General features: G+C 34.8%; 21 protein-coding genes. 13 read left to right on the forward strand and 8 right to left on the reverse strand.

What is annotated here, in order from left to right:
• Window positions 1-122 precede the first annotated feature (122 nt).
• From U9Q18_01030 to U9Q18_01085, 12 genes are all read left to right on the forward strand, one after another.
• The gene (locus U9Q18_01030) at window positions 123-1,184 is read left to right on the forward strand and encodes a mechanosensitive ion channel family protein (protein ID MEA3312943.1); all 1,062 of its coding nucleotides are present in this window, start codon (window positions 123-125) and stop codon (window positions 1,182-1,184) included.
• Between the two features lie 56 nt (window positions 1,185-1,240).
• Window positions 1,241-2,824, forward strand: a complete 1,584-nt coding sequence (gene dnaX / locus U9Q18_01035) for a DNA polymerase III subunit gamma/tau (GenBank protein MEA3312944.1) — start codon at window positions 1,241-1,243, stop codon at window positions 2,822-2,824.
• Complete coding sequence (locus U9Q18_01040) at window positions 2,808-3,122, forward strand: YbaB/EbfC family nucleoid-associated protein (protein MEA3312945.1); 315 nt, start codon at window positions 2,808-2,810, stop codon at window positions 3,120-3,122. The genes dnaX and U9Q18_01040 overlap by 17 nt, the downstream gene beginning before the upstream one ends.
• A 9-nt stretch (window positions 3,123-3,131) precedes the next feature.
• Complete coding sequence (recR, locus tag U9Q18_01045) at window positions 3,132-3,731, forward strand: recombination mediator RecR (protein MEA3312946.1); 600 nt, start codon at window positions 3,132-3,134, stop codon at window positions 3,729-3,731.
• Between the two features lie 17 nt (window positions 3,732-3,748).
• The gene (eno, locus tag U9Q18_01050) at window positions 3,749-5,038 is read left to right on the forward strand and encodes a phosphopyruvate hydratase (protein MEA3312947.1); all 1,290 of its coding nucleotides are present in this window, start codon (window positions 3,749-3,751) and stop codon (window positions 5,036-5,038) included.
• A 71-nt stretch (window positions 5,039-5,109) separates the two neighbouring features.
• On the forward strand, window positions 5,110-5,703 hold the full coding sequence (locus U9Q18_01055) for a ComEA family DNA-binding protein (GenBank protein ID MEA3312948.1): 594 nt from the start codon (window positions 5,110-5,112) through the stop codon (window positions 5,701-5,703).
• A gap of 95 nt (window positions 5,704-5,798) precedes the next feature.
• Window positions 5,799-7,697, forward strand: coding sequence for a ComEC/Rec2 family competence protein (locus tag U9Q18_01060; GenBank protein MEA3312949.1), 1,899 nt, complete (start codon window positions 5,799-5,801; stop codon window positions 7,695-7,697).
• Window positions 7,698-7,724: 27 nt separating this feature from the next.
• Window positions 7,725-10,229, forward strand: a complete 2,505-nt coding sequence (gene polA, locus U9Q18_01065; GenBank protein MEA3312950.1) for a DNA polymerase I — start codon at window positions 7,725-7,727, stop codon at window positions 10,227-10,229.
• A complete protein-coding gene (gene coaE, locus U9Q18_01070; GenBank protein MEA3312951.1) occupies window positions 10,226-10,825 on the forward strand; it encodes a dephospho-CoA kinase in 600 nt (199 codons plus the stop codon). The genes polA and coaE overlap by 4 nt, the downstream gene beginning before the upstream one ends.
• Window positions 10,798-11,541 (forward strand): PD-(D/E)XK nuclease family protein, encoded by a 744-nt coding sequence (locus tag U9Q18_01075; protein MEA3312952.1) that lies wholly within the window; start codon window positions 10,798-10,800, stop codon window positions 11,539-11,541. Before coaE ends, U9Q18_01075 begins: the two co-directional genes overlap by 28 nt.
• A gap of 79 nt (window positions 11,542-11,620) precedes the next feature.
• Entirely contained in the window at window positions 11,621-13,237 is a 1,617-nt protein-coding gene (locus U9Q18_01080) for a stalk domain-containing protein (GenBank protein MEA3312953.1), read from the forward strand.
• An 81-nt stretch (window positions 13,238-13,318) separates the two neighbouring features.
• On the forward strand, window positions 13,319-14,041 hold the full coding sequence (locus tag U9Q18_01085) for a hypothetical protein (GenBank protein MEA3312954.1): 723 nt from the start codon (window positions 13,319-13,321) through the stop codon (window positions 14,039-14,041).
• A gap of 7 nt (window positions 14,042-14,048) precedes the next feature.
• Here U9Q18_01085 and gmk read toward each other — a convergent pair whose 3' ends face one another.
• From gmk to U9Q18_01125, 8 genes are read right to left on the reverse strand one after another with little or no spacing between them, the layout of a single operon-like run.
• A complete protein-coding gene (gene gmk, locus U9Q18_01090) occupies window positions 14,049-14,597 on the reverse strand; it encodes a guanylate kinase (protein ID MEA3312955.1) in 549 nt (182 codons plus the stop codon).
• Window positions 14,594-15,742 carry a S41 family peptidase gene (locus U9Q18_01095; protein ID MEA3312956.1) on the reverse strand — a complete coding sequence of 383 codons (1,149 nt, stop codon included), beginning with the start codon at window positions 15,740-15,742 and terminating at the stop codon, window positions 14,594-14,596. Before U9Q18_01095 ends, gmk begins: the two co-directional genes overlap by 4 nt.
• A gap of 21 nt (window positions 15,743-15,763) precedes the next feature.
• The gene (locus U9Q18_01100) at window positions 15,764-17,155 is read right to left on the reverse strand and encodes a glucose-6-phosphate isomerase (protein MEA3312957.1); all 1,392 of its coding nucleotides are present in this window, start codon (window positions 17,153-17,155) and stop codon (window positions 15,764-15,766) included.
• A gap of 32 nt (window positions 17,156-17,187) precedes the next feature.
• On the reverse strand, window positions 17,188-18,603 hold the full coding sequence (locus U9Q18_01105) for a phosphoglucomutase/phosphomannomutase family protein (protein ID MEA3312958.1): 1,416 nt from the start codon (window positions 18,601-18,603) through the stop codon (window positions 17,188-17,190).
• On the reverse strand, window positions 18,604-20,028 hold the full coding sequence (gene glgA, locus U9Q18_01110; GenBank protein ID MEA3312959.1) for a glycogen synthase GlgA: 1,425 nt from the start codon (window positions 20,026-20,028) through the stop codon (window positions 18,604-18,606).
• 3 nt (window positions 20,029-20,031) lie between these two features.
• Window positions 20,032-21,036 carry a galactose-1-phosphate uridylyltransferase gene (gene galT / locus U9Q18_01115; protein ID MEA3312960.1) on the reverse strand — a complete coding sequence of 335 codons (1,005 nt, stop codon included), beginning with the start codon at window positions 21,034-21,036 and terminating at the stop codon, window positions 20,032-20,034.
• A 15-nt stretch (window positions 21,037-21,051) separates the two neighbouring features.
• Entirely contained in the window at window positions 21,052-22,989 is a 1,938-nt protein-coding gene (locus U9Q18_01120) for an alpha-amylase/4-alpha-glucanotransferase domain-containing protein (GenBank protein MEA3312961.1), read from the reverse strand.
• Entirely contained in the window at window positions 22,986-24,461 is a 1,476-nt protein-coding gene (locus U9Q18_01125) for a glycoside hydrolase family 57 protein (GenBank protein ID MEA3312962.1), read from the reverse strand. Before U9Q18_01125 ends, U9Q18_01120 begins: the two co-directional genes overlap by 4 nt.
• 104 nt (window positions 24,462-24,565) lie before the next feature.
• On the opposite strand from U9Q18_01125, the gene U9Q18_01130 reads away from it, so the two are divergent.
• A complete protein-coding gene (locus U9Q18_01130) occupies window positions 24,566-25,684 on the forward strand; it encodes an ABC transporter ATP-binding protein (GenBank protein MEA3312963.1) in 1,119 nt (372 codons plus the stop codon).
• The last annotated feature ends 9 nt before the right edge of the window (window positions 25,685-25,693 follow it).

Genomic DNA, 25,693 nt, shown 5'->3' on the forward strand with positions numbered 1-25,693 from the left:
AAATGTATTTCAAAACGATAAACAATTTTCATTCTGACAAGTTGACTTTAAGGCGAATTCATTCATAATATAAGTTGGGTTCGGATTTTAAGCAAAAATAATCAAAGGAGGAAATAATTTATATGGAACAGTTAAAAACATTTTTGCAGATTACATTTTATAATAATACCATTGCAAAATATTTTTCGGTTTTATTGATTTTTCTAGTAGCTGTGTTTGCGATAAAAATGGTTGATAAGTTTATATTGCAAAGATTAGAAACGAAAGCAAAAAAGACAAAAAACATTCTGGACGATTTGATTATAATTTTATTTAGAAAATCTATTCCTATGTTTTATATAGTAGTTTTGTACGCAAGCATTTCTGCGCTTACTTTGAGTGACAGTATGAAAGTTCTTTGTCTTACTTCATTGAAGGTGATTGTTGTATTGTATGTGGTGTATATTCTTTTAAATGCAATAGATTGGGTGGCAGGACAATATATAAAGAAAGAAGGCATCAACGTAAAGGCCAGGTCAGTAAAAGGAATATCAAAATTTGCCAAATTCATTGTGTATGTTTTTGGTTTTTTACTACTCTTAAATAATTTAAACATCAATATATCTACACTGCTTACGGGTCTCGGCATTGGGGGCATTGCAGTGGCCCTTGCTGTTCAATCAGTATTAGGTGATCTTTTTAGTTATTTTACAATTGTTCTTGACAAACCTTTTGAGGAAGGCGATTTTATAGCATTCAGAGATTTTTCCGGGACTGTTGATCGAATAGGGTTAAAATCGACACGAGTTAAAAGTTTAAGCGGCGAAGAAATTATTGTTTCAAATTCAGATCTTACTGGCACAGGCGTTAGAAATTACAGAAGAATGAAGCAAAGAAGAGTAGTTTTCCGTATAGGAGTAGTCTATGAAACGCCACTTGTGCTGCTTAAAGAAATTCCAATTATAATAAAATCCATTATAGACGAAATTGAAAATGCTACATTTGATAGAGCACCTTTTATTTCTTTCGGCGATTTTAGTCTCAATTTTGAAATAGTGTATTATGTCTCTGATAGAGATTATTTAAAATACGTAAATATTCAGAACGAATTCAATCTTAAAATTGTTGAGGAATTTGGAAAAAGAGGCATTAGCTTTGCATATCCCACTCAAGTTATTTATATGGGCAAAAATGATGGCAAATAAATGCTCTGAACATATTTTTAAATTGAGTTTTTTATGAATTTAATTATAATGGAAATATGAAATATCTAGCACTTTATCGGAAGTATAGACCTCAGACATTTGAGGAAATGGTTGAGCAGAAAACAGTTGTAAAAATTCTGCAAGAGGCATTGAGGCAGAATAAAGTGGGGCATGCATATCTTTTTGCAGGGCCAAAGGGAAGTGGTAAAACCTCTCTTGCTAGAATCTTTGCAAAGGGTTTAAATTGTGAAAATGGGCCTACCCCAGTACCCTGTATGCAATGCCAGAAATGTCTTACTATTACCAATGGCACTAATTTGGATGTTATCGAAATTGATGCGGCTTCAAATAGAGGTATTAACGAAATAAGAGATTTGAAAGAGAAAGTAAAGTATGTTTCTGTTTCCTCAAAATATAAGGTTTATATCATCGATGAAGTACATATGCTTACTCCGCAGGCATTTAATGCGTTGTTGAAAACATTAGAAGAACCGCCAGAAAACGTGGTTTTTGTTTTTGCTACAACGGCACCTGAAAAGCTTCCAGCAACAATCCTCTCGCGATGCGAACGCTTTTATTTTAAACCAATCTCGATAGAAGGACTTGTACGAAAAATAAAAGAAGTCGCAGAGCTAGAGAATGCAGAGGTTACGGATGGTGGGGCAATGCTTATTGCTCGCTTTTCATCTGGCTCATTACGCAATGCTTTGAGCTTTCTTGATCAATCTATAACAATGTTTGACAAAATCAGCGAAAATGATGTCCGATCACTTATAGGAATTCCAGAGGAAGATGTGTTAAAAAGTCTTTTGTATAACATTATTAACAATGACTCCGGAGGTGTATTACAAATTATTTCCTCGATAGGCGATAGCGGCAAAGATGGTAAAGTATTTATTAATGAATTTCTCATGTATCTTCAGGATCTTATTATGGGTAAAATTCTTGGATTTGAGCATTTGACTGGTAGGAGAGACCAAGAAATTTTAAAGGCAATGAAGGAGCAGGCAAAGTATATTTCTGAGAAAAAACTTGTGAAAATTTCTTTTATTTTTGCCAACGCATTAAATGATCTAAAATTTTTTCCTGATCCATTTTTTCCTATTCAACTTTCTGCGCTTTCCTGTATTGATGAAGAGGCTGCTGTGATAAGCGAGAGTGGTGAAGAGGAAAAACTCATAATCAATGGAAAGCTCGAAGTGGAAGAAAAAAACAAACCAGAAGAAAAAGTACCGATAGAGGGATCTGATACGTTGGGCGTTGTCAGGGGGCACTGGGATGAGATAGTAAGAGAGGTAAAGAAAGAAAGCCCAGCTTTAGCTGCAATGCTTACGAGAGTAATGCCTGCTGAACTTAAGGAGGATTTGCTTACACTTATTCCTGAAAAAAAGTTTTATATTGAGATGCTGAATAAACCGGGCAATATTGACATATTAAAAAGGGTATTAAAAAAAGTTTTGCTGAAAGAATTCAGAGTTTCTTTTGCTTCTCCTAAAGAGGAAAAGATATTTGATAAAAAGGAAGAAATAAAAAAAGCAGAAGATGTTGAGGAGGTAAAGTTGATAAAAGAAGAGTTTGATGGAGTTGTTACGGATGTAGCACAAGTTAAGGAGGATGGACATAATGAGAAACATGAATGAATTAATGAAGAAAGCTCAAGAATTACAAAGAAAAATGGAAGAAATTAATAAAGAACTGGAAGAAATCAGAGTAACCGGTGTTGCAGGTGGAGGAGTTGTAAAAGCAGTTGTTTCAGGTAAATTGGGAATTGTTTCTATAGATATTTCTGAAGAAGTGATTGTTAGAGATGATAAAGAAATACTCGAGGACATGATCGTTGCAGCAGTAAAGGAAGCGCAAGGGAAAGCAAAGAAAATTTCTCAGGAGAAATTGGCTGCACTTGGAATGCCTGGAAACATGCCAAGTTTTCCAAACTAAGCTACTTAAATGAGCGATTTTCCTAATAGAATTGAGGATCTTATTAAAGAAATTTCTTCTCTCCCAGGTATAGGTCCAAAGAGCGCAGAAAGAATATCTCTATATATTCTTAGTAAGAATAAGAGTGAAGTCGAAAAATTTGTAAGTATAATTCAAAAGGCAAAAGAAAACATGCATCTATGTCCTGTATGTTTTAATATTACGGATAAGGAAAGATGTAGCGTGTGTGCTGATTCTAACAGAAATCATTCTGTCATTTGTGTTGTGGAGGAAGTTAGAGATTTGTTTGCTATTGAAAAAGGAAAGTATTATGATGGAGTTTTCCATGTTCTTCATGGTAGAATTGATCCGATGAACCATATTTCTCCGGAAAACTTGAAAATGAAAGAGCTTGTTAAACGTGTTAGTGAAGGGGAAGTAAAAGAAATTATTATTGCAACAAATCCTAATTTTAATGGAGACATTACAGCACTTTATATTCAAAGACTTTTGAAACCTTATGACATTAGAATTACACGTATTGCTACTGGTCTTCCGAAGGGTACAGAAATTGATTTTGTTGATTCTGTGACATTATCAATGGCAATGAAAGATCGCAAAGAAATATAAATATTAAGGAGGGGGAAATGAGTGAAATTGTTTCTATTTTTGCAAGAGAAATTTTAGATTCAAGAGGAAATCCAACTGTAGAAACAGAAGTGTTGCTTGAAAGTGGAGCTTCAGGACGAGCAGCAGTCCCGTCTGGTGCTTCGACTGGAAAGTATGAAGCTGCGGAATTACGAGACGGAGGACCTAAACGATTTAAGGGCAAAGGAGTATTGGAAGCGGTAGAAAATGTGAATGGCTCGATTGCCACAGAAGTAACCGGAATGTTTTCAGAAAATCAGGCAGCTATTGATAAAGCAATGATAGAGCTTGATGGCACAGAGAATAAAGCAAGACTTGGGGCAAATGCAATGCTTAGTGTTTCAATGGCAGTTGCTAGAGCAACAGCAAATGAATATGAGATTCCTCTGTACAGATATATTGGCGGAATCAAAGAAGCTCTTCTCCCTGTTCCACAATTTAATATTTTAAATGGAGGAAAACATGCTGATTCCGGATTGGATATACAAGAATTTTTGATTTTACCTGTTGGAGCTTTCAGTTTTAAAGAGGCGCTCCGATGTGGTTCGGAAGTGTATCATACTTTGAAAGATATCTTGAAAAAAAATAACTATAGTGTGGGAGTAGGAGATGAGGGAGGATTTGCTCCGCATTTAAAGAACGGTGAAGAGGCACTAAAATTTATTGTGAGAGCCATTGAAGAGGCTGGATATAAGCCAGGCAAAAATGTTTATTTAGGGTTGGATGCTGCTGCTTCATCTTTTTACCTAAAGGGTAAATATATGTACGAAGGAAAGAAATGGACAGCAAAAAAGATGATTGATTATTATGAATATTTATCGAATAGTTATCCACTTATTTCTATAGAAGATGGCCTTGAAGAGGAAGACTGGAACGGCTGGGTAGAATTAGAGAAGCGGTTGGGTAAAAAAATTCAGCTTGTGGGAGATGATATCTATGTTACTAACCCTAAAAGATTGCAGCGGGGGATAGAATTACAGGCTTCTAATTCTGTTTTGATAAAACTTAACCAAATAGGGACTATTACAGAGACGATACAGGCAATTAAGCTTGGCGAAAGTGCAGGGTTTACTTCAGTTGTTTCACATAGATCCGGAGAAACTGCCGATTCTTTTATAGCTGATTTTGCTGTTGGTATGAATGCAGGTCAGTTAAAGAGTGGTGCACCATGTAGAATTGAAAGGGTAGAAAAATATAATCAACTTTTACGCATAGAAGAGGAATTAGGAAGTGCTGCAATCTACGCAGGAAAATCTATATTTAAGAAATTTTCTAACCTAAACAAATAAAGAGTATTGAAACAAAGGTACCTGACTGGTATAAAAATTAATATGGGAAGATATATGAATTAGGAGGCACGATGAAGGACTTATCTTTAAAGCAATGGATTAGTGTAGTTGTTTTGGTGGGTGTTGTTATGCTAGGGATAGGAATGGTTATTGGAAAAAACTTTGTAGAGACGGAGGTAGTGCCTTCTGAGCAAGTAGTAATTGAAAATTCGGAAGAACCTATTTATATTACCAGTTATGTAGTGGGTGCAGTTAATAATCCTGATGTATATGAGCTTCCTATAAACAGCATCGTAAAAGATGCAATAGAAAAAGCTGGTGGTCCCACAGAAGATGCAGATCTTGTCGCGATAAACCTTGCAAGAAAAGTGAAAGATGGAGAAGAAATTATTGTACCGGCTAAACAAGTATTTCTATCAGATTCAAACGATTCAGGCAATTTGAATAGCACTGTAGGCACAAACAGTAGCGGAAAGATAAATATTAACACTGCCTCAGCTAAGGAACTCGAGGCATTACCTGGAATCGGAGAAGTAAAATCTAAGGCCATTGTTCAGTACAGGAAAGATTATGGTTTGTTCAGAGATATTAGAGATATTATGAATGTTTCAGGTATTGGCGAGATAACATTTGAAAATATAAAGGACCTCATAGTCATTCCTTAATGCCTGCGTTATTTGCTTTACTTGGAGAGATTGCGGGTATTTTTTCATTATTTTCTATTTTTAATAGAAATTTTCTTGTTCTATGTATTATTTTTTTGTTTGTATTACTACTTTTGCTGCTTGTTGATAAGCGGTACTATATTTATATTATTCTTTTCTTTATCTTGGGTGTTTTCACAACGACTCTAGCTGTAACTCCCTTTAAAAATCCTGAAATCCCAGAACATCTATGTGGTGTGGAAATTCAGATTACAGGAAAGGTTAAAGAATTTTCTAAAGGGACGGGCTATACAAAGAATTTTGAAATCTCACATTTATCTATAGAGGGAGAAAAATTTGCAGGCAGCGCAAGAGTGTATGCAGAAACAGCTCCTGCGCCTTTCAGTACTGTGGTTGTAAAAGGAGTTATTTCTAAAAACAGCTCTCAGGATGATTTTCAAAAAATTACAAGGTATAATTGTACAGTTTTTAGTGAAGACGTGTCTGTGACCCGGAGTTTTGCTCTTTTCGATTTTTTTACTGACCTTAGAAATACGATAGAGGATAGAATACTTCTCTCTATGAAAAGTGAAGAAGCTTTTCTCTTTCTTTCATCAATACCTGGCATTTCTTCGATGACGAGTGACGAAAAATTGCCATTTATAGAGACAGGCACTGCACACCTTTTCGCTATATCGGGACTCCACTTCGGGATTTTGGGAGAGACTTCTTATAAAACTTTAGCCTTGTTTACCCCATTTGCTTATGAGTTTTCGTTTGTGATACTTGCTTTTTTTCTTTTTCTTGTCGGATTCAGGGTTTCTGCCCTCCGTGCGTTTTTTATGTACGGTGCTTGTGTGCTTGCTAAAGCGACCGGGAAAGAACTTATACCGCTTAATACGCTTTCTTTTGCAGCACTTATTATACTTCTTGCCAATCCACTTGCTCTTTTTTCGGTGAGTTTCCAGCTATCATTTCTTGCTATTTTTGCCATTTTAATTATTGCACCACTCTTTTATCAGCGTCTTCCGCAAAATTTCGGCTTTAAAATGCTTGCAGAAGTGGTTTCTGTTCAGCTCCTACTTTTTCCTCTTTTTGCTTATTATTTTCATACTGTTTCACTTATTGCAATTATGGCAAATTTTATTGTAATTCCATTTTTGTATCTCCTTATGCCTATTAGTTTAATACAACTTGTTCTAACTGTAATAAGTTTTCGGTTAGCACTGTTTTTCGCTCCTGTAACAAATTTCTTTTTTTCTATTCTTATTTTTCTGGCAAAAATGTTTTCAAAAGCACCCTTTGCAGCATTAAATATACAGTTTAATGGGTATTTTGTGGTAACATATTTTATCGTTATTTCTCTTCTTATTTTTTCTTATACTAAAAAAAAGACGTGGAGAAAGCTTGTTTTTATTCCGCTCATTTTATTAGTAGCTGCTTCCATTTTTGTAAGACCCGGGTTCTGTATTACACCACTTCAACTTGTTGGCGAAGATGGTTTTATTGTTCAATCTGGTTACGATGTTGTATATATAAGCTCTCCAACCTGTTTGACAAGTGAAGATAAAGATTTATATTCTATACAGCTTTCGTTGAAGGAGAGGGGCATAAACAAAATTGATCTTATGATTTTTAATGCGCCGTTTAAGCAAAGAGAGGCTAGTAGTGTTAAACTTATAGAACAATTTTCCGTAAAAAGTGTTGTTCTCCCCAAAATTGAAAGCGATCTTCAAAATGCTTTTATTACTCTAAATGCTGGTAAAACTCAGATATATACAGTTTCGGATACTGACAAAATTCATTTTGGGGATATGATTTTTAGGTTTGTCCCAGGCGTAAGCGATGCTTATTCTGTAATCTTGGAACATGAAGGACGAACATTTTTACTGGCGGGCAGACAGTTTAAACTTGATAATTTACCCTTTCATGTCGATGTGGCATATTTTCCCCAAAACTTATTAGAAAAGTTAAAAAATGCTCAGTTAAGATTTGGAGAAATCCATGGGTATTAATATAGTATATAACAAAGGGTGACGCATATGAAAAAATTAGTGCTAATAGACGGGAGCAGTATTATGTATAGAGCTTTTTTTGCTCTTCCTCATTTTACTACAAAAAACAATGAACCTACAGGGGCCCTGTATGGTTTTATTAGAATGCTTTTACGTGTTTTAAAGGACGAAAAACCTCAGTATCTAGCTATTGCATTTGATAGGAGAGCTCCTACAAAAAGGCATATACAGTATAAAGAGTATAAAGCACAACGTCCTCCCATGCCAGACGAGTTGTCTCCTCAATTTACAACAATACATGAATTGCTTGAGGCATTGAATATTAATGTATATGAAATGGATGGATATGAAGCGGATGATATAATAGGAACGATAGCAAAAACTGCTGAAAAAAATGAATTTTTAACAGTTGTTATTTCTGGTGACATGGATCTCACGCAGCTTATATCAGAAAAGATTAAAATAAAGGTTACACGGAAAGGCGTTACAACCCTTGAGGAATTTGATAGAGAACGGCTTAAAGAAATATTAGGTATTTATCCTGAGCAAATACCAGATTTTAAGGCTTTAACGGGAGATCCTTCTGATAATATTCCTGGTTTACCGGGTATAGGGCCAAAAACTGCAGCAAAACTTCTATCTGAGTATGGAAATATCGAGGAGTTGTTATTACATACTGGCGAGATTAAAAAAGGCGATCTTATTGAAAAATATAAAGATCGTCTAATTAGCGGAAAAGAATTGTGCACATTAATGTTTGATACACCGATAGAGTTTAATATTGATGAAATGAAGTTAGGTGGGTTTGATGAAGAAAAGTTGAAAAATATTTTAAGCCGCTTTGAATTTACCAGTCTTTTAAACGAGCTTGGAATAAATTTGAATAATAAACACACACATATCAAAGCAGATGATCGAATAGGATTGTATATTGAGGCAAGGAATGGACAAGTTCAGCATTTTGCTATGGCTACGGAGAAAAATGTGGAAGAATTTAACATTGGCGAAGAACTTTTTGCTAACACAGAGGCGCTAAAAATTTTGAAAGATCTACTTGAAAATGACAAAAAGAAAGAAATTCTTAACTTAAAGGAACTTTACAAAGTAGCACACCATTATGGAATTAAACTCTCAAATATTCATCTTGATTTGGCACTTGCAGGACATCTTCTTAATCCGGATATAAGAAATTACTCCATCAAAGAGTTATGCGATACATTTTCTGTTTTCTACGAAGGGGAGTCTTTGTCTGAATATGCTAAACAACTTTTGCAGCTTTCATATGTTGAAGACAAGGAGTTAGAAGAATATAATCTTATGGCACTTTACAATGATATAGAAAAACCGCTATCAGAGATATTGGCTGACATGGAAATTACTGGTATAAAAATCGATGTGAAACATCTTGAGAATCTAAAAAGTGAGATTGAAAAAGAGCTTGAGATATTGGAAAATAAGATATATGACCTTTCCGGTATTTCTTTTAATATTAACTCTTCAAAACAACTTGCAGCTGTGCTTTTTGATAATTTAGGATTAAAACCATCAAAGATGGGAAAAACAGGATATTCAACGAGCAGTACAGTATTAGCAGATCTTATCTTGGAGCATCCTATAATTTCACTTGTACTAGAGTATAGAAGTCTTTCTAAATTGTATTCTGGATATGTTGTAGCCTTGCCTAAACTTGTGTCTAAAGAAGATTTTCGGTTACATACGACATTTCATCAGCTGGGTACAATTACGGGGAGGTTACGAAGTTCAAAACCAAATTTACAAAATATACCTATTAGGACTGACTGGGGCGAAAAGATACGAGCTGGTTTTGTTGCATCGGATGGGCATTTTTTGCTTAGTGCAGACTATTCGCAAATTGAGTTAAGAATACTCGCTCATCTATCTAAGGATAAAAACCTTATTAATGCATTTATGAATGGTGCTGATGTTCATACACGCACTGCATCCCTTGTATTTAACGTAAAGGATGAGGAAGTTACAAAAGAAATGAGGAGAAGTGCTAAAATTCTTAATTTTGGAATTATATATGGAATGTCTTCTTATGGTGTTGCAAAGCAGCTAGGCTGTTCTGCTAATGAAGCAAAAGAATACATTAATAGATATTTTGCCAGGTTCCCAACTGTTCGGGAATTTTTAGAGGAGCTTGTAAGGAGTACGATAAAATCAGGCGAGGCAAGGACAATTTTCGGACGCAGAAGAAAAATTCCAGGTTTAAATAGTGGCTTCGGTAGATCGAAGGATGAAGCAAGAAGATTTGCTATAAATACTCCTATTCAAGGAAGCGCTGCTGATATTATAAAAATTGCAATGCTAAAGGTGTTTAACAGGATAAAAGACAGTGGTGACCATATTGTATTGCAAATTCACGATGAATTAGTTCTCGAAGTAGGTAAAGAGCGAATTGAGAAAGTGAAACAAATTGTAAAAGAAGAAATGGAATCTGCTTATTCCCTTTCCGTGCCGTTAGTGGTGAATATTGCGTACGGGAATAATCTGAGAGAGGCAAAAGGATGATTGTAATTGGGCTTACAGGCAATATTGCGTCTGGAAAAAGTGCTGTATCCAAATTCTTAAAGAAATTGAGTGCCGATATTGTTGATTTGGACCAGCTTGCCAAGAAAATTCAATCTCAAAATGTTAATGACATTGTAGACAAGATGGAAAAGGTTTTTGGAAAAGAAATTGTTTCAAATGGCAAAGTAAACAGAAAAAAATTGGGCAGTATTGTTTTTTCAGATAAAGAGAAGTTAAATAAGCTTAATGAGATTATGATACCCGTAATGACTGAAGTTGTAAAGAAAATAATAGAGAAAAAGCGAGTGTCAGGGACGAAGGTTCTTGTTGTTGATGCAGCAATTCTGTTTGAGGCAAACTGGGATAAGATTGTTGACACTGTCTGGGTTGTCTATATCCCCAAAAAGTTGCAGCTGGAAAGATTAATGAAAAGAGAAAATATTAGAAGGGAAGAGGCATTAATGAGGATAGATTCACAAATGCCCATTTCTGAAAAGATTAAAATGGCTGATGTGGTAATTGACAATAGTGGGGATTTTTCGCAGATGGAATCCCAAATTTTAGAGTTATGGAAGAAAATTCAGAATTCCATTTAAGTTATTCAAGAATATCTATATATGATAATTGCCCTCTCCGTTATAAATTTATCTATGTTGATAAATTGCCTACTGCGGCACGTAGTTATTTTAGTTTTGGTAATTCGATTCATAAGGTGCTTGAACTTTTTTATCATCCCGAAGAAAATTTTATAACAGCTAAAACCCCTCCTTTAAATTATTTATTGAACCTGCTGGATGAACACTGGATTTCTGCTGGATATAATACTGAATATCAGGAAAACAAGGCAAAAGATGAAGCAACGCAGCTTCTCACAAAATTTTACAGGGAAACGATATTTGGATTCCAACCGGCATATCTGGTTGAGAAGAGTTTCTCTTTTGAATTGAATGGGTTCAGAGTAATTGGGAGAATAGATCGAATAGATCGAGAAAATGATGGTTATAGTATCATTGATTATAAAACAAATAGAATCTTGCCATCTTTGTTTAAAAAAATAAATCTCTTACAGCCAGTTATTTATTATTTAGGCGCGAAGGAATCTTTAGGCCTAAATAAAATAAGCTCTATTTTCATGTATTTTGTGCGTTTTAACAAAAAAGTAGAATTTAATATCTCAGATAAAATGGCAGAAGAGGGGAAGCAGAAAATCCTGCAAGTCGGAAAAGCAATACAATGCAATGAATTTTCTCCAAAACCAGGCAGTGCGTGTTCTACATGTGAGTTTAAAGACAGATGCGCTGGTTTTCAGTAAATTAGCGACAATATTTAGGAGACATTTTATTAAACCATTCTTTATATTATAATTATTCAAAAAGGAACAGGAGGATGCTATGAAAAAATTTTTTATCTTTGTTATTATATTTATAATATTACTTAATATAATTCCTGCAGCACATGGAGAAAGTGATTCTTTGCGATTGTTAAGCCTGCTTCCTTACCAAATTACTTCTATCCATACCGATGGTTCTTTGATACTTGCTGGTACATTAAATGGTTTTTTTGTTTCTACTGATTCAGGCAGTCATTTTTCTGAGCGTGATACTGGTTTGTCTGATTTGCACATCACCGGAATTGCTTTTTTTGATGGAAATATTTTTTTAGGCACAGAGAATGCAGGAGCATATATTTCATACGATTTGGGCAAACACTGGGAATCACTGATGAACAAATTGGATTGTCCTACTATTTCTTCCATATCAAGCGATGAAAATTTAATTTATGTCACATCACTTTGTTCTGGTTTTTATATAAGCAGCGATAGTGGACAAACCTGGGTTAAACGAAATAATGGCCTTCCCACCGTAGAAACTACCTCTTTTGTTAAAATATCTTCAGAAAAATATTTTCTTGGGACCAGGCAATTTGGGTTGTTTTATTCTAATACCGTAGGAGATGAATGTAGTTGGAAGAATGTGTTGACGGATTATTCAATCACTTCTCTTAGTTATCTTGGGAATTACCTTTTTGTTGGCACAACAGAGGGATTTTTTAAAGGCAATATAGAGAATAATAATTTCCAGAAAATTCAGTTTATTGGAGGATCTCCTTACGTTTCTTATGTGGCAAAGACAGATAATAAAATTTTTGTAGCTTTTCTGTATTTTGGACTATTTGGGTCGGTTGATGGCAGCAATTTTTATAAGGTAGGTGGGGGCGTGGTGCCAAATCCTGATGCATTGTTTTTTGATTCCAAAAACAATGCTCTTTTTATAGGAGATGTAGATGGTAATCTTTTCTACTTTGACACAACTCGGCCATATTTGCAATGCAGTGAGCAGATTGATGTTGGAAGTGTTCCACAGGGAAGCAGTGTTGAGAAAGACATTTTTCTTGTAAATCTTGGGGGAGGGATTCTCAAGGGAACAGTTAGTGGGCCATACTTCATAAAGTTTGATACTAATTCGTTTACAGCTGCAGGTAAATTACATTTTTTGATTGATACTTCTGCTCTTTCCATTGGTAGTTTTAAGCAGCCAGTAAGCATTAATTCTAACGGCGGAAATAAAACGGTTTACATTTCCTTTAAAGTTATCCAGGCTCCCGCTATTAATATAAAGTTAAAGATAGATTCTCCAATTGCGTATGTTAATGGGAAAAGAGTAGATCTTGATGCGGCTCCTTTTATTGTGAAAGAGGCAAGTAGGACGCTTGTTCCTATCCGTTTTATTTCAGAGACGTTTGGCGCAACGGTCGAGTGGGACGGCAATGAAAGAAAAGTTACTATTAAGAAGAGTGCAACTACACATCACCCTTCTCTACTCATTGAAATGTGGATTGATCGCAAAACTCTCCGTGTAAATTTAGAAGAAAAGACAATTGATGTTGCACCACTCATTATTCTTCCTGGCAGAACAATGGTACCAATTCGGTTCATCACTGAAACTTTTGGAAGTACTGTGCAATGGAATGGCAACACGCGTGAAATTACTATCTATTATACACCTTAGTCTATGCTTGAAAGATCTGTCTCGTGGGAATTTAATTATTTTATTGCTTTCCTTATGAATTTATTATGATGGAGCAAGAAAATGGATAAGTTTAACGTGATTTTTTTATTAGGGCGTCCGGCAGCTGGAAAATCAGAAATTATCAATTTTCTTTTAAAACTTCCAGACAGAACAAGAAAAGAACAGTTCTGTATGGGAAAAATTGATGTGATTGATGATTTCCCAATGCTTTGGACCTGGTACGAGGAGGATGACATCCTTGAAAGCAAATTTCATAAGCAAAGACTTCATACTACTGACGACGGGTACTTTAAGCACCAATATTTCTGGCATCTCCTTATTGAAAGAATTTCTTTAGAATATAAAAAACGAATTCGGGATATTTCTGATTATACGAAAGACTATACTACAATTGTAGAGTTTTCCAGAGGCAAAGAACATGGTGGTTACAAAAAGGCGTTTCAGCATGTTTCGGAAGAACTCCTTAAATATGCCGTTATCATATATGTGAATGTACCATTTGAAGAATCTTTAAGAAAAAATAAAATGCGGTTTGATCCATTGCGTCCCGATAGTATTCTCCATCATTCTTTAACAGATGAAAAACTAACAAGACTTTATAAAGAAATTGATTGGGAAGAATTTAGCAGCGGAAATTCAGAATTTATTGAATGCAAGGGAATGAAAGTGCCGTATGCAATTTTTGAGAATAAAGATGATGTGACCACAGAAGGGAATGATCCTTTAAAAAATAGACTTAAAGAAACTTTAGAAAAACTCAAAACAATTATTAAGAAGAAGTAGTTTTGTTTTAGTGGTGCAACTTATGTTCTTTCTCTATGATTTTTTCAATTTTGCTAACTACTCTTTCAATATCATCATTTACTAAAATGTAGTCATAAAACGTACGTTCTTCTATCTCTTCTTTTGCTCTTTTTAATCGTTTTTCCTGTTCCTCTTCTGTTTCCGTTCCTCTTTCGGTAAGGCGATTAATAAGAATTTCCATGCTGGGTGGGAGTAAAAAAATTAGCAATGCTTTTGGGAAGCGGTTCTTAATTTTTTTTGCTCCCTGTACATCAATCTGTAAAATTACGTCTGTTTTTTCTTTTGTAAGATTTTTTAATGGGGTTCCATAGTAGCATCCATGAACAAAAGCAAATTCTGCTAGATCATTTTTTTGTACAAGCTCAAAAAATTTATCTTCATTTATAAAATGGTAATCCCTTCCGTTTTTTTCTCCCTCTCTTGGTTTTCTTGTTGTACAAGAAATGGACCGCACAAAACATGGATTTTTCTCTATCAGTTTTTGCACGACAGTTCCTTTACCTACTCCAGATGGTCCTGATATTACAATGATCATTGTTCTTCCAATAACTCCAAAGCTTTATCTAATGGATCTTCGGTTTCTTCTAATTGAATGTCAGGCTCTACTCCCTTTTTATTTATTTCCTTTTTATCTGGCGTAAGATACTCTTGTACTGTAATTTTAAGTGTATATTCTCCTGGTAGTGAAAATATTTTTTGTATTACTCCTTTGCCGAATGTAGTTTCGCCTATTATTATTCCGGTTTTATAATCTTTTATGGCTCCGGCAAGTATTTCTGCTGCACTTGCCGTTCCTTTATTTACAAGTACGATTATAGGCACGGTAGGTTTATGTCCTGAAATTTTTAGAGAAACCATTTTGCCTTCTCTATCTTTTGTCCAGAGCAATACTCCGGAAGAAATGAATTGGCTGGCTACTTTTTCGCATTCATAGAGAAGCCCTCCTGGGTTGTCTCTTAAATCAAGTATAATACCTTTTACGTTGTTTTTATTCATCTCTTTAATTATGTTTGCAACTTGTTTTCCTACTCCCTCGGAAAACATATTAATTTTTAGATATCCGATTTTTCCATCATTTAAGTAATTTACCTCGACAAGCGGAATATGGATTTCTGCTCTTTTTACTGCAACAATAATGGTTTCACCGTTTCTTTTAATTTTTAATTCTACTTCTGTTCCGCTTTTCCCTTTTACTTTCATAGCTACTTCTTCAAGAGATAATCCTACTAGCTGTGCGCCATCAGCGTCAACTATGATGTCTCCTTTTTGAAGTCCTGCTTTTTTTGCAGGAGAGTCGGGGAATACAGAAACAATTTCCGGAAGGGCTAGATCTTCATTTTTAGTGATTACGATGCCTATGCCTGTATATTTTCCCTGTATTTCTTCATTGAATTGTTTTGTTTGTTCGGGATTGTAAAATACACTATATGGATCATTTAATGAATCTACCATACCCTTTATCAAATCTTCTTCTTTTATTGATTTATAGAAATTGTTTTCAATGATGTCTATTGTTCTTTTAAGCAAGGAGTGGTCATCGATTAAATTTTCGAATCCATCTTGTGTATGCATGATATTTATTATGCGCGAAGGCGGATATTTAAGTCCTAAATAGTACCCTCCGACTAACAAGAGTACAACTATAAGTATCACCGAAATTTTATTTTTTATTCTATGCATTTATTACTCCTTCTTCCTTGATTATTCTATTTTAATTATATGTTTTTTATGTACTTTTTTAAATTCCATAATTTTTTCATTTTTTTCTTCAAATCCTTTCCTTTTCATAATACCATATGTAAGCTGTTTTCCAAACTCCACTGCAGGTTGGCTAATTGGGTCTACATTTAGCATTTCTCCTAAGGCAATGACTTCGTATTCAGCAAAATATATAAGCTTGCCTAGTTCTTCTTCATTTATTTCTGGAATTTCAATTGCGACAGACGGTTTTCCTGATGCTTTTATTGCTGCTTGTGCTGCTAGAAATTCACTTTTTATGAGTTGTGATGCTTTTTTATTTTTTAAATAATTAATATCTTCGTTATTTATAAGATTTCCTTTCAGGATAAAATCTTTACGGTATTTAACAGGTGCAATAAATATAATAAATTTATCAAATGGACCTTCCATAAACAGTTGGAGCATAGAATGTTGATCGGTTGCACCTCGTACTCCTATTGGTGTTATGCCTGTAAATATTTGTTCTTCACTGCGCGTGAATCGTTTACCAATGCTCTCGGAGAGAAGCTGTCTGTACCATGTTCCTAAATGACTTAATCCATCTGAATAAATAAATAGCGTATTTATATTTACTCCTCTTTCTTTATATAATTTATATTGGATGAGTGGGAGGAGAAGTGCGGCACAGTGCGTAGAATTGCTCTCTTTTGTTATATTTTTTTTAACAAGCCCTGCTCCATGTAGCAAAGCATCAATATTTATTCCTTCTACAGCTGCAGATAAAAGCCCTACGGAAGAAAGTACCGAGTATCTTCCTCCGACAAGTGGATGAATTGCAAAAGTTTCTATAGAGAATTCATGTGATAATTTACGAAGCGATCCTTTTTCCGGGTCAGTAGTAAATATGAGGTGTTTTTTCAAATCAAGATTTTCCTTTTTTAAAGCATCCGTAATTGATAGCAAATTCTGCATTGTTTCAGCAGTATTTCCTGATTTTGTAATAACATTGAACATAGTTTTTTTTAGGTCTATGGCTGTGAGTAGTGTCTTTGTAGATTCTGGATCAATATTATCCATAAAGTATATGCGAGGCGTTTTTCTATATATGGAATCATTATAGTATATGCCGTTTATTGCATAGTGAAGTAATTCGTTACCAAGGGAAGAGCCCCCTATTCCTACAATGACGAAGTTTTCATAATTTTCTTTAATTTTTTTTGCTGTTTTTTTTATTTTATCAAGATACGGCATCATTGCTTCCGGGAGTTGCAACGGATAGTAATCTTTATTTATTTTTTTCTGAATACGTTCTTTAATTTGATTTAGAGAGGTTCTAGATTTTAGCAGACTATTTAGTGGCAATCCATGCTTGCCTATGGCTTCTTCCAGTATGTTTCCATAGTTAAGTTTCATTTTCTCTCCTCCCGTTTAAACATATTCCTATCTCAAAATGTTGCTCTTTGAACTATTTCTTTTCCCTTTTCAAGTAGTGTTTTAAACTTTTTTTCATTGTCAGACTCTGCATATATACGTATTTTAGGTTCTGTCCCTGAGAATCTAAATAGAATCCAACTTTTATCGGCTAAAATAATTTTTGTTCCATCTAGTTCGTTAATCTTTTTGATAGACATCTCTTTTGAAAAGGTTTTTACGGTATTTTTTAATTTTCTTTCAATTGTTTTTCTATCGCCTTTATACTCAAAATCAAGCCGCTTTGAGTATGTATCCCCAAATTTATTGGTGAGTTCTTTGAATAATTCTTTCATCGGTTTTTTTCTTCGAGAAAAGATTTCCGTGACGAGGAGATCCACAAGAATCCCGTCTTTGTCGGCTAGCCATCCCTTCATTGATGCTCCTCCGCTTTCTTCTCCTCCAAATACAGCTTCGCCTTTCATGATTGCGTCTCCAATGTATTTAAATCCTACGGGTGTTTCTTTGACCTGGTAGCCAAAATGCTTTGCAATCTTATCTATTAAGTGTGTTGTAGCAACGGTTCTCACAGCATTACCATTAATTCCTCTTTCAGTGAGAAAGTAGTAGTATATAATAGGGAGTACCATATTGGGAGAAATATAACTCCCGTCAAAATCTATAATTCCAAATCTGTCAGCATCTCCATCTGTTGCAATACCCAAATCAGCTTTAGATGATTGAACTTTTTTAATTAAGGGATCGAGATTTTCTCCCGTAGGTTCAGGGTGCAGGCCACCAAACAGTACATCTTTTTTGCCGTGGATCATTGTAAAATCCGTGTACTCTTTTAATATTTTTGGTAAATAGCGACTACCTGTTGCATAAAAAGGATCGTAAATTATTTTTGGTCTTTTTTTCTTTATTGGCGTGAAGTCAATCAGTTTTCTTATTGCATCCGTATATTCATTTTCGTTGAAAGGAATTATTAGTTTTTTTTCTACTGCTTTTTCAAACAGCATCTTTTTAATTATTTTTTTATTTTTAAAAAATTTATTTATTCTTTTTTCTATGTCTTCTGTTTCTTCAGGCAGGGCAGGTCCGCCAGATTTTGAAGAGAATTTAATCCCATTATAGTATGGATCATTGTGCGAAGCTGTAATATTAATTGCGCCATCTGTCTTTTTTGCTACAGTGAGATATGCTATAACGGGGGTCGGAATATCAGTAAGAGAAAAATAACTCTTTATTCCATACGCTGCAAGAACTTTTGCAGAAGTTTTTGCAAATTCATTTGATAAAAATCTTGTGTCGTATCCTATTACTAAAGATTTGCCACCTTTAGCTAAAAGATGTTGAGCTATTGCATAACTTGCAACTTCTACATTTTCAAATGTAAAATCTTTGGCTATGATACTTCTCCAACCTGATGTGCCGAAGTGTATGTTCATTTAACTTTGAAGTATTCGTTTAAATAATTTCATATAAATATCGGCAGAGCGTTTCCAGGAAAAATCACATTGCATGGCATTTTGTTGTAGTTGTTTGTATAGTTTTACATTGTCGTATATTTTTTTTGCTCTCTGCATAGCCTCAAGAAAATCATCTGAACAATACTCACTAAACGATATGCCATTTCCGCAATGAGTATATTCATTATAATTATCTACCGTATCCTTGAGACCGCCAGTTTCTCGTGCTATGGGGAGTGTACCATATTTGAGGGAGATGAGTTGTCCCAATCCGCATGGTTCATATTGTGATGGCATCATAAAAAAATCACTTCCGGCATAAATTTTGTGGGCAGTTGCTTCATCAAATTTGATTAGTGTCTTAAGCTTATCCGGGTACTGTTTTTGTAAGCTAATCAAAACATCTTCCAATGCTTTTTCCCCGGTGCCGAGTATAATTACTCTTATGTCTTCCTTAAGAAAACTATTCAGCATGTCTACCAGTATATCTATTCCTTTTTGCCCTGCAAGTCTACCGACCAGACCGTAAAGCGGTTTGCCTTTTACATCAAAGTTAAATTCTTCGCCCAATTTTATTTTATTTTCTTCTTTGTCTTTGACTGTGTTGATTGAATAGTTTTTGTAGATCAATTGATCTGTTTCCGGATCCCACAGAGAGTAATCAATACCGTTCAAGATGCCTATTAGAAAATTTTTTCTTGTATTTAATATGCCGTCCATCCCAACTCCGTACTCTTTTGTGCGAATTTCTTTTGCGTATGTCGGGCTTACAGTGCTGATAAAATCTGAGTAGACAATTCCTGATTTAAGAAAACTTACATTACTGTAAAATTCGATTTTATCAGGGCTAAAGTATTTTCTATCGATATGAAGCAAATCAAGAATACCCGGTGGAAAATTACCCTGGTATCCCAGGTTGTGAATGGTAAACAGAGTTTTTATATTGAGGCGTTTATCTTTAATAAATAGAGGAATAAGTCCTGTTTGCCAATCATTTAAGTGAAGAATGTCTATATTTATCCCCATAATGTCGATTGCCTTAAGTACTGCAAGGGCGAAATATCCAAACCGTTCTGCATTATCTGGATAATCTCTTTGTTTTGTTCCGTACAAGCTGTCTCTTCCAAAATAATGGTCTTGCTTTATTAAAACCAGAGTTTTACCTTTTTCTATCTCTTTTGATAAAATCTGTCCTTTTGTTTCTTGAGATCCTATTTGAATTGCAATGCTTCCTTCTATTTTTAGATCAGATGGGGTATTTTTAATTGTTTTATACATTGGCATAAAGAGATAAATTTCATTTTCTTCCGTATGATATACATTGAATAGTGTTCCTGCTATATCAGCTAATCCTCCTGATTTTGCAAAAGGAACTGCTTCGCTTGTTACTATTCCTATTTTCATATCTTATTTCCCTTCCGTTTCTCTCAAGAATTTTGCTGCATTTTCTGGCGACATCGGGTTAATATAGAGCCCTGTACCCCATTCAAACCCAGCTGTTTGCGTGAGCCGTGGGACAATTTCTATATGCCAATGGTAATGTGGCAAGCGCAAATTGTTAAGCGGAGCAGAATGTATATAAAAGTTGTACGGCACATTCGGTACTACTTTAGATAGCATTTTCAATGTCCGTTGTAATGCATCTGCTAAATAAGAAATTTCACTACGTTTTATTTCTGCATAGTCTGAACTATGTTGTTTTGGAAGAATCCATGTTTCAAAAGGAACAATTGATGCAAATGGCACAAAGGCAACGAATCCTTGATTTTCTAAAACAAGTCTTTGTTTATCTCCTATTTCTTGTGCTACCATATCACAATATACACACCTTTCTTTATAATCATAATATCGTCTGCTTCCTTCCAATTCTTCTTTTACCGTTTTTGGCACAACAGGTGTTGCAATAAGTTGTGAATGTGTGTGTGAGAGTGATGCTCCTGCTTCCTTCCCTTTGTTTTTAAATACGATGATATACTTAAGACGTGTATCCTTTCTTAAATCCAAGAATCGGTCTCTAAATGCCCATAAAATATCTTCTATGTGCTTTACAGGCAGATTTTCTAGTGAATCTGCTGGATTTGGAGATTCAATAATGACTTCATGGGCTCCGATGCCGTTCATCATATCATATACGCCAATCCCTTTTCTATTTAAATCTCCCTCTATTTTTAGTGCAGGAAACTTGTTGGGGATCACTCTCACCCACCATCCGGGTGTATTGGGCGCAGTTCCTGGTGTTCTGTATGATAGAATTTCTGGCGGTGTTTGTGACTCATTTCCTTCAGAAAATGGGCCTGCTTTTGGTTCTTTTTCAACTATTTCTTTTGTCTTAAAATCACTTGGTCTCATTGCTCGCTCAATTGCGATGATTACCCATCTTCCCGTGATCGGATCTTTTCTTAATTCTGGCATTTATAACTAACCTCCCTATTTTATTTGCAAGTTTATATTTATTATCTTTTCTTTAATTATATCTTTTTTGCTAAAAATAAAAGAAAGTCCTTGAAACGTTCTTTCAAACCCGCTTTCAGATTGTGAAACAGTATATATGGGAAATGTCCATAATTGAACCTTTTCCGTGAAGCTAATGCTAAGGCTTATGTTCTGGATAAATTCTTCTATTTCAAACTCTTTGTCTTGAAGCTTTATGTGGTTTTTACAATCTTGCTTGTTTATCTTAAGTCCATCTTTAAAGAACATGAAATTGAATTCTATTCCGAAGAATAAGGGGAGTTCTTTATCGGCGTGTATTTCATACTTAGCCCGAATTTCTCTCCTTTCTTTTGGAACAATAATTTCTTTTTTTAACGAAACCTCTTCCCAATTTTCTCCACACCAAACATGTCCGTCTCTTTGAAGTAAAAGGGATAAACTGTTGTTTGTTTTTTCTGTTTTTCCATTATATTTGCCAAGCACAAAATCTCCTTGCTCTCCAAACTGCATTTTGTGAATGGATTCAACTGTTGTATCTGCTCTAAAAAAGTGGTCAATAAAAGAATTTCTTCTATACCAATCGTATATTAAAAATTTATCTAAATTGCTTTCTTTTGTTGTTGTAATATTATGAATTGTGTCTATTTCTTCCTGATTTTTATTATTTATTTTATTTAATTTGAGAATTTTTTTATGATATGGCTCTTTTCTTCTTGTAAGCACATTTTGTATGTTTAGTTCCTTTATTTTGTCGTCCAGCTCGTAAAGGGTTCCGCCTTTTTTTGTAAAGTATAAATTTAGCTTTGGCGTTTCCAGTATAAACTCTTTTTTGCCGTCCTTATTGACATCGTTTTCTTCTATTTTAAATGAAAGTGGATCTATCTTTTTCTCTGCTTTTATCAGGTTTTCATATATTGCTATTCTTAAATGTGGAAGGTACAACCCACCAAAAACTCCGTGCCATAGGGCATCGTTTGTTTCTCCCTTTAGCAATTCCTCAGGAAATTTTCCTTTCACTCTTTTACTCAGGGAAAGTGCCTTTTTGTTCATATCGTTGCTCTCGGGATATTTAGTAAGAAATTTTCTGAAATTACCTTTAGACCATTCCATCATTTCTTCATATGAGCATTCTCTCAAATAAATCAATTCTTTCGGGGGGTTATTAGCAATATATTCCGAAGGAAGATTGATTGTAAGCCAACTCGAGTTATCTTTAAGAGCCTTCAAAAACTTTTTTAACCATTTTTTTTCATAAACATAACTATATGTTTTGGGCCAGATGCCAAATTTTTCTCCATCGTCTCCAAATAGCTCAAGGCGGTTTTTATCTTTTTTTTCTGTTTCCTCAAAATATTTTATTATTTGCTCTACTGGTTTAAACGGTATGAGATAGCGTAGATTTTTACTTATGGGAAATATGTTTAATGTTTCTCCATCATCTTCTGTAATAAAATGCCTTGATAAATCCTCATCTGTTTTGCCTTCTTTTTTAAAATGTGTATCGTCCAGTACGGTATATTGTATTCCATTTTGCGAAAGTGTTTTTGTTAGATGTTGTTCCCATACTCTTTCTGCGACCCAGAAGCCTTTTGGTTGTGTTTTGAATAACCTCCATATGTATTCGTTCATTCTCTTAATCTGTTCATTCCGGTCTTTTTCAGGGAGCAATGTGAGAATTGGCTCATACATGCCTCCCGAAAGAATTTCGCATCTATTTTTCTTGATAAGAAGGCGAAGTTTCTCTATGTATTCAGGATGATTTTTTTCGATATATTGCAGAAGATATCCTGAAAAATGTATGCCAAATCTGAAATGATTTGTATCTAGGACTTCATTTATAAAGGGTAAATATGCTTTTTTGTATGCATCTTCAATCACATAATCAAAGTTTCCTACCGGTTGGTGGTTATGTATGATAAATATTAGGTTCATTTTACCTCTCTTATGGGCTGGAATAGATATGAAGGTATCTTTATTCCTGCCTTTTGATAAGCAGTAATAAGGTGAGCTCGAAATAGTGTGTCAAAGGTAAAGTCTACTTCATTTTTGTGAAAATTGCTGTACCACCAAAACCAATCGCTTCCTTCTGCAATATAGATTTGATTGAGAGATTCTTGTATGTTTCCCACCGTTTTTCTTGCATCAGCGAGATATGTCCATGCCCTATTTGATTCTTCATCGCCTATCCAGGTATCAAAATAACCGTTTATCCAGGAGCCGGGGTGTATGGATTCAATGCTGCCTGTGGCTTCTATTTCATGGCCTAATGCACTGTTTTTTTGATTTAATGCGCTGAATAATTTAGAGAGAAATGGTACTCCATGTTCGGGGTAGAAGTCCCATGGATTTTCTCCGTCTAATATAATTATTTCTCCGTTTTTTGATGATTTTACTGCTTGAAGTAAGTCTTTTACTGCATCTACTGCATTCATTTTATTGTATACAAATCCTATTTTGTCTGAGAGGGAATGATTCCGGAAAAATATTTTTAAATCTCTTACATTTCTTGGAATGGATATGTCTTCTTTTTTTATATAGGGATTGGTTTTTATTAGTATACTTTCATCTGTTCCAATCCACTTGATTCCTTTCTGCTTTATAATATCTATTGTCTTGTTTGAAATACTTCCTTCAGATGGCCACATGCCTTGTGGAATTTTACCAAAAGTTTTGCTGAACAATGAAATGGCATCTTCTATCTGTTTTATCGCATCGTCTAAGTAAGCAAATTGAGCCAGGGGTAGAATTGTTTCTTGCTTACTTCTGTATGCAATGGACGAATCTATAAGAAGAGGCAAAATGGGATGTTGCATCGGAGATATTGTTAGTTCAATCTGTTCTCTGTCAAAAAGTTCTTTGTACATTGGAATGATTGATTTGAATATCTTTCTCTCTATCTTTTTTTCTTCTATCTTATCTTTTTCTGAATAATTTTCTTTTTTATTTATTAAATCCTTAACTTCGGTAAGGATAGGAGAAATTGCCGATATAGCATAAAGCATTTGAGCATCTCGCATATCTTGTGTGCTAAATTTCTCTCTGTTTTTTTTCTGGTTGATTAGTTCAATAAATCTATTTGAGTTGAAATTGGCCATAGGGTTAAGGAAATTTCTTAGTATAAATTCTTTTTCGCTTTCAGTAAGAGAATCTGCATCTTTTTTTTCCAATGTTTCCCAGGTATCTTCCAACCCTTCTTCTGCATAGGAGACAATTTGTTTTAACAGTACTCCGGAAAAATTGATATTAATCCTTGCAGACGATGACAATAACAGTTTTGGAATTTCATAATAACTATTAAGCATATGCCTTCTTGTCCACGGCAGGGTTTGTTCATTACTGAGAGGGTTTAAATAATCTGGCTGGTGCATATGCAACCACAACATAATTTTATTTTCTTTATGCATCTGGTTTCTCCTTTTAGCTGGCTTAATCTTGACTATATTCTATACAAAGATATACTTTAAACAAAATCATTACGTTAGATTAAAAATTAGTGAAGGAGAAAAATATGGCCAAAGTAACGCTCAAAGGTGTGACAAAAAAATTTGGTAACGTTGTCGCAGTAAGAAACGAAAATCTCAAAATTAATGATGGAGAATTTCTCGTCCTTTTAGGACCATCTGGGTGTGGCAAAACTACTACGCTTAGACTTGTTGCGGGCTTGGAAGAACCGACTGAAGGAGAAATCTATATCGGGGATAAGCTTGTGAACAATATCCCTCCGAAAGATAGAGATATTGCAATGGTTTTTCAAAACTATGCGTTATACCCCCATATGAATGTGTATCAAAATATTTCTTTTGGGCTAAGGTTAAGGAAAACACCAAAAGATGAAATAGATCAAAGAGTAAAGAAGGCTGCTGAGATGTTAGGTATCGAGGAGCTTCTTAAAAGAAAACCAAAGGAGCTTTCAGGCGGACAAAAACAAAGAGTTGCACTTGCAAGGGCAGTAGTAAGAAATCCGAAGGTGTATCTTATGGATGAACCTTTATCCAATCTTGATGCAAAGCTTCGTGTGCAGACGAGAGGCGAACTTATAAAGTTGCATAAAAGGCTGGGAGTTACTACTGTTTATGTCACTCATGATCAGGTGGAAGCAATGACACTTGGCGACAGAGTAGTTGTTATGAACGAAGGTGAAATACAACAAGAAGGAAAACCAAAGGAAGTATTTGATAATCCGGTGAATAGGTTTGTTGCAGGTTTTGTCGGGACTCCACCAATGAATTTTGTTAATGTTCAAATTGTAGAAAAAAACAAAAAGATATATGCAGTTTCAGAAGGATTTGAATTGAAAATTGTAGATGCACATCAAGACATTCTTGCGAAAGAAGGTTATATTGGCAAAAATATGATAATGGGGATAAGGCCCAAGGATTTATTCAGCGAGGTTGAAGTTAAAAAGGATGGAAAAATGGCAATGCAGCCGTTTAAGGTGCTGATAGATTTTGTAGAGCTCATGGGCTCTGAAACGTTCATTCATTTTAGACTTGGTGATGGCGATATAAAGTTTGTTGCAAGGGCAAGCTCTGATCATGATTATGCAATGGGAGATACCGTGATGTTTTATATTGATCCTTTTAATATTCATCTTTTTGATGAAGAAAGTTTGAAAACCATCATTTGATACAGCCGG

Source organism: Caldisericota bacterium, assembly GCA_034717215.1.
In the GTDB taxonomy this organism is placed as follows: domain Bacteria; phylum Caldisericota; class Caldisericia; order Caldisericales; family Caldisericaceae; genus UBA646.